This window comes from Sphingomonas bacterium, from assembly GCF_903644135.1.
Taxonomy (GTDB): Bacteria; Pseudomonadota; Alphaproteobacteria; order Sphingomonadales; family Sphingomonadaceae; genus Sphingomonas.
Genome location: NZ_CAHJXA010000233.1, coordinates 1 through 4,546, shown reverse-complemented (window position 1 = coordinate 4,546; position 4,546 = coordinate 1). Strand labels below are relative to the sequence as shown.

At 69.3% G+C, this 4,546-nt stretch carries 6 protein-coding genes and 2 pseudogenes; 4 read left to right on the top strand and 4 right to left on the bottom strand.

Annotation, left to right across the window (positions count from 1 at the left end; genetic code table 11):
- From HUU96_RS15380 to ndk, 4 genes and pseudogenes are all read left to right on the top strand, one after another.
- Nucleotides 1-152, top strand: a pseudogene (locus HUU96_RS15380) (chloride channel protein); the annotation flags it as partial.
- Nucleotides 103-1,209 (top strand): annotated as a pseudogene (locus tag HUU96_RS11715) (leucyl aminopeptidase); the annotation flags it as partial. The pseudogenes HUU96_RS15380 and HUU96_RS11715, both read left to right, overlap by 50 nt.
- A 4-nt stretch (nt 1,210-1,213) precedes the next feature.
- A complete protein-coding gene (locus HUU96_RS11710) occupies nt 1,214-1,654 on the top strand; it encodes a DNA polymerase III subunit chi (protein ID WP_174292969.1) in 441 nt (146 codons plus the stop codon).
- Nucleotides 1,655-1,737: 83 nt separating this feature from the next.
- Nucleotides 1,738-2,160 (top strand): nucleoside-diphosphate kinase, encoded by a 423-nt coding sequence (ndk, locus tag HUU96_RS11705; protein WP_174292968.1) that lies wholly within the window; start codon nt 1,738-1,740, stop codon nt 2,158-2,160.
- 15 nt (nt 2,161-2,175) lie between these two features.
- On the opposite strand, the gene HUU96_RS11700 is transcribed toward ndk, so the two are convergent.
- From HUU96_RS11700 to purM, 4 genes are all read right to left on the bottom strand, one after another.
- Complete coding sequence (locus HUU96_RS11700; protein WP_174292966.1) at nt 2,176-2,760, bottom strand: hypothetical protein; 585 nt, start codon at nt 2,758-2,760, stop codon at nt 2,176-2,178.
- On the bottom strand, nt 2,757-3,026 hold the full coding sequence (locus HUU96_RS11695; protein WP_174292965.1) for an MmcQ/YjbR family DNA-binding protein: 270 nt from the start codon (nt 3,024-3,026) through the stop codon (nt 2,757-2,759). Before HUU96_RS11695 ends, HUU96_RS11700 begins: the two co-directional genes overlap by 4 nt.
- Complete coding sequence (gene purN / locus HUU96_RS11690) at nt 3,023-3,586, bottom strand: phosphoribosylglycinamide formyltransferase (RefSeq protein WP_174292964.1); 564 nt, start codon at nt 3,584-3,586, stop codon at nt 3,023-3,025. Before purN ends, HUU96_RS11695 begins: the two co-directional genes overlap by 4 nt.
- On the bottom strand, nt 3,576-4,546 hold a 971-nt coding region (gene purM / locus HUU96_RS11685), incomplete at its 5' end, for a phosphoribosylformylglycinamidine cyclo-ligase (protein WP_174292963.1). The genes purN and purM, both read right to left, overlap by 11 nt.

Sequence of the window (4,546 nt, the reverse complement as noted above, 5' to 3'; positions counted from 1 at the left end):
GATCGGTCGGTCGCGAGGGGCCGACGGTGCAGATCAGCGCCGCCCTGATGGTCGCCATCCACCGGCTGCTCAAGGTGCCGATCAGTGCGGGCGTGCTCATCGCCGGCGGCGCAGCGGGCGTGGCGGCACGACATCTATCGCACCAAGCTGGCCGACAAGGCCAAGCCGACCCTGACCCGCATCGTCGTCGCGGGCGCTCCCGACGGCATCGACACGGCCTGGGCGCACCAGGATGCAGTCACCCAAGGCATGGCGCTGACCCGCACCCTCGTCGCCGAGCCGCCCAACATCCTCTATCCCGAAAGCTTCGTCGCGCAGGTGACCGCCAGCGTCGAGGGGCTCGGCCTGACGCTGACCGTCCTTGACGAAGCGGCGATGGCCGAGCTCGGCATGGGCGCGCTGCTTGGCGTCAGCCAGGGATCGCGGCGTGAAGCGCGGGTGCTGGCGCTGAGCTGGAACGGTGCTGGGGAGGGCGACCCCGAACTGGCGTTCGTCGGCAAGGGCGTGACCTTCGACACCGGCGGCATTTCGATCAAGCCCGCCGCCGGCATGGAGGACATGAAGTGGGACATGGGCGGCGCGGGTGCGGTCGTCGGCGCGATGAAGGCGCTGGCGCTGCGCAAGGCGAAGGCGAACGTCGTCGGCGTCGTCGGGCTGGTGGAGAACATGCCCGACGGCAATGCGCAGCGTCCGGGCGACGTCGTCACCTCGATGTCCGGCCAGACGATCGAGGTGCTCAACACCGACGCCGAGGGGCGGCTGGTGCTGGCCGACGCCATCACCTGGACGCAAAAGATGTTCAAGCCCAAAGCGATCGTCGACCTGGCGACCCTCACCGGCGCGATGATCGTCAGCCTGGGCCATGAGCATGGCGGCCTGTTCAGCAACGACGACGCGATGGCCGACGCGCTGCTGGCCGCGGGCAAGGCGAGCGGCGACCTGCTGTGGCGCTTCCCGCTGGCGGACGCCTATGACAAGATGATCGACAGCCCCATCGCCGACATGAAGAATATCGGCGGCAAGGGCGCAGGGTCGATCACCGCGGCGCAGTTCATCAAGCGCTTCGTCGACGAGGGCGTGCACTGGGCGCATCTCGACATCGCCGGCATGGTCTGGTCGGACAAGCCTGGCAGCCACCACGACAAGGGCGCGACCGGCTATGGCGTGCGGTTGCTCGACCGCTATGTGGCCGACCGGTTCGAGGGGTGAGCCGCTGCAGGTCGACTTCTACCACCTGACCGCGACGGCGGTGGAGCGGGCGCTGCCGCGCATCGCCGAGCGGGTGGTCGCGGGTGGCGGTCGCCTGCTGGTGGTCGCGGCCGATCCAGAGCAGCGCGCGGCGCTCGACCGGCAGTTATGGGTCTACGCCGCCGACAGCTTCCTGCCGCACGCGCAGGCCGGCGGCGATGCGGATGCCGACCAGCCGGTGCTGATCGCCGCGGCCGGCGAGCCCGCCAACAATGCCCGCTTCGTGGCGCTGGTCGACGGCGTCTGGCGCGAGGAGGCGCTGGCGTTCGAGCGCGCGTTCCACTTCTTCGGCGACGATGTCGTCGAGGCAGCCCGGGCGGCATGGCGGGCGCTGTCGGACCGCAAGGATGTCGAGCGGCGCTATTGGAAGCAGGATGATGACGGCCGCTGGAGCCAGGCGGCATGACCGCGCCGGTTGCCATGCCGCCGCTCCGCGACTAGGGCGACGCCACTTTTCCCAGCTTTGCCAATCAGGAGCCCATGTCCGTCATGGCCGCGAACCGTACCTTTTCGATCATCAAGCCCGACGCCACCCGCCGCAACCTGACCGGCGCGGTCACCAGGATGCTGGAGGAGGCGGGCCTGCGCGTCGTCGCCTCGAAGCGCATCCTGATGAGCCGCGAGCAGGCCGAGGGCTTCTACGCCGTCCATCGCGAGCGGCCGTTCTTTGACGACCTGGTATCGTTCATGATCTCCGGCCCGGTGGTGGTTCAGGTGCTGGAGGGCGACAATGCCATGCAGCGCAATCGCGACGTCATGGGCGCTACCAATCCCGCCAACGCCGAACCTGGCACGATCCGCAAGGAACTGGCCGAGTCGATCGAGGCGAACACCGTTCATGGGTCGGACTCGGACGAGAATGCAGCGACCGAGATCGCCTATTTCTTCCAGCCCGACGAGATCGTCGGCTAGGACGACGCGAGCGGATCAGCGCGCTCGGGTCGCCGCCTCACGCGCCCACAGCGCATCGAGCGCCCGCTGATCGCCGCCATGCTGATGCAGGCGCAGGCTCTCCAACCGCAGCCGCCGCTTGCCCAGCCCCGCTAGCGGTCGTTCGGCGAGCCAGACGACGTCGTAGATCGAGCTGGCGCTGTGCGCCGCGTCGCCGTCGACGATCCGTGTCGTCACCAGTACCGGCAATCGCCCGGCATGGTGGTGATTGCCCTTGAGCAGGGCGTCGCGCAGCGGTTCGGCATCGATCACCGGATCGGTCAGCGGGTGCTGCGTCGAGACCCTCAGCACGCTCGGGAAGGCGATCGTCACGTCCTGGATGTCGTGGCGCGGATCGGCGAGCAGCAGTTCGCCGCCGCTGCGCGCGGTGCCGGTCAGGTCGACGCGGCCACGCTCGCGCGCGCCCGCCATATCCATCGCGGCGCGGGCGGCGCGGCTCTCACGGCGGTCCGTCCAGCTGTTCCAGAGCCCAAGCGCGGCGATAACGACGCCGATCAGCGCGACCAGCTCGGCGATGCTGATCCAGCGGCGGCGACTCGCGGCGGCGGAGGTGTCGCTCATCGTCCGCCCGCCTCGAGCAACCGGCGCGGCGCGGCGAGTTCCCATCCGAGCGCGATCTGGTCCTCGACGGTAGTCCAGTCGGGATCGCCGGCAAGGTCGATGTCGTCGAATACCTCCTTAATCGCCAGGACATGAAGCATAGTGCTAGACAGCTTCGCGAACGGCCTGCCATCGACTTGGAAAACCGTCGCGCGATCGTCGAGCGCCTCCTCAGCCTCGGGCAAAGCGAGCGCGGCAGCGCGAATGCGGTCGAGCGGGCTGGTCATCGGGTCACGAACTCTGCGAGAATGGTCGGATAGAGGCGATGCTCGGCGGTGAGCACCCGCGCGGCAAGCGTGTCGGCGTCGTCGCCGGGCAGGATCGCCACCTCGGTCTGGCCCAGCACTTCGCCGCCATCGAGCTCCTCGGTGACGAGGTGAACCGAGCATCCCGCGACGGCATCGCCTGCCGCGATCGCGCGCGCGTGGGTGTCGAGCCCCTTGTAATTGGGAAGCAGCGAGGGGTGAATATTTACGATCTGCCCCCGCCGACGCGCGACGAAGCCATCGGAGAGCAGGCGCATATAGCCGGCGAGCGCGATCGTGCCGGCTCCCGCCGTGCGTAGCGCCGCGTCGAGCGCATCCTCATACGCCGCCTTGCCGATCCCCTTCGGCGACTGCGCGAAGATGGCAAGGCCGCGATTGCGCGCCCAGGCCAGCCCGGCTGCGTCGGGCCTGTCGGACGCGACCAGCACGACCTCATACCCGCTCGCCTGCTCGACCAGCGCCATCATGTTGGTGCCACGACCGGAGATCAGCACCGCTACCTTGGCTTGGTCAGCCGTCATGCGAGCCAGACCAAGCGGCGCGCGCGCTCCAGGTTCCGGCGCTGCCGTTGACGGTGCAGCCCTTCGTGCCCGCCTCGATCGCGCCGATACGGAACATCGTCTCCCCCGCCTGCTCCAGCGCGGCGGTAACGGCGTCGGCGTCGGCGGCGGCGACGATCGCGACCATGCCGATCCCGCAGTTGAAGGTGCGCGCCATCTCCTCGGGCTCGATCGCCCCCTGCGCTTGGAGGAACGCCATCAGCCGGGTCTGCGGCCAGGCGTCGGCGTCGATCACCGCCCGCGTCCCTTCCGGCAGCACGCGCGGGATATTCTCCAGCAGGCCGCCGCCGGTGATGTGCGCCAGCCCGCGGATGCGCCGCTCGCGCAGCAGCGGCAGCAGGCTCGCGACATAGATGCGTGTCGGTGCCATCAGCCAGTCGATCAGCAGCCGATCCTGATCGAACAAGGCCGGCCGGTCGAGCTTCCACCCGCGGTCGGCGGCAAGGCGGCGGACCAGCGAAAAGCCGTTGGAATGCACCCCGCTCGACGCCAGCCCCAGCACCACGTCGCCTGGCCGGATCGCCGCGCCGGTGAGCAGCGCCTCGCGCTCGATCGCGCCGACGCAGAAGCCGGCCAGGTCATAGTCGCCCTCGGCGTACATGCCCGGCATCTCCGCCGTCTCGCCACCGATCAGCGCGCAGCCCGCCTGCCGACACCCTTCGGCGATGGAGGCGATCACCCGCTCGGCGATGCCGACATCGAGGCGACCGCTGGCGTAATAGTCGAGGAAGAACAACGGCTCTGCCCCCTGCACGATCAGGTCGTTGGCGCACATCGCGACCAGGTCGATGCCGACGCCCTCATGGCGGTCCCACTCGATCGCGAGCTTCAGCTTGGTGCCGACGCCGTCATTGGCGGCGACCAGCAGCGGGTCGACGAAACCCGCCGCCTTGAGGTCGAACAGGCCGCCAAAGCCGCCCA

What these genes read in the sequence shown, in the direction of transcription:
- ndk (WP_174292968.1), top strand. Translation starts at nt 1,738, where the DNA reads ATGGCCGCGAACCGTACCTTTTCGATCATCAAGCCCGACGCCACCCGC.
- HUU96_RS11700 (WP_174292966.1), bottom strand. Translation starts at nt 2,760, where the DNA reads ATGAGCGACACCTCCGCCGCCGCGAGTCGCCGCCGCTGGATCAGCATC.
- HUU96_RS11695 (WP_174292965.1), bottom strand. Translation starts at nt 3,026, where the DNA reads ATGACCAGCCCGCTCGACCGCATTCGCGCTGCCGCGCTCGCTTTGCCC.
- purN (WP_174292964.1), bottom strand. Translation starts at nt 3,586, where the DNA reads ATGACGGCTGACCAAGCCAAGGTAGCGGTGCTGATCTCCGGTCGTGGC.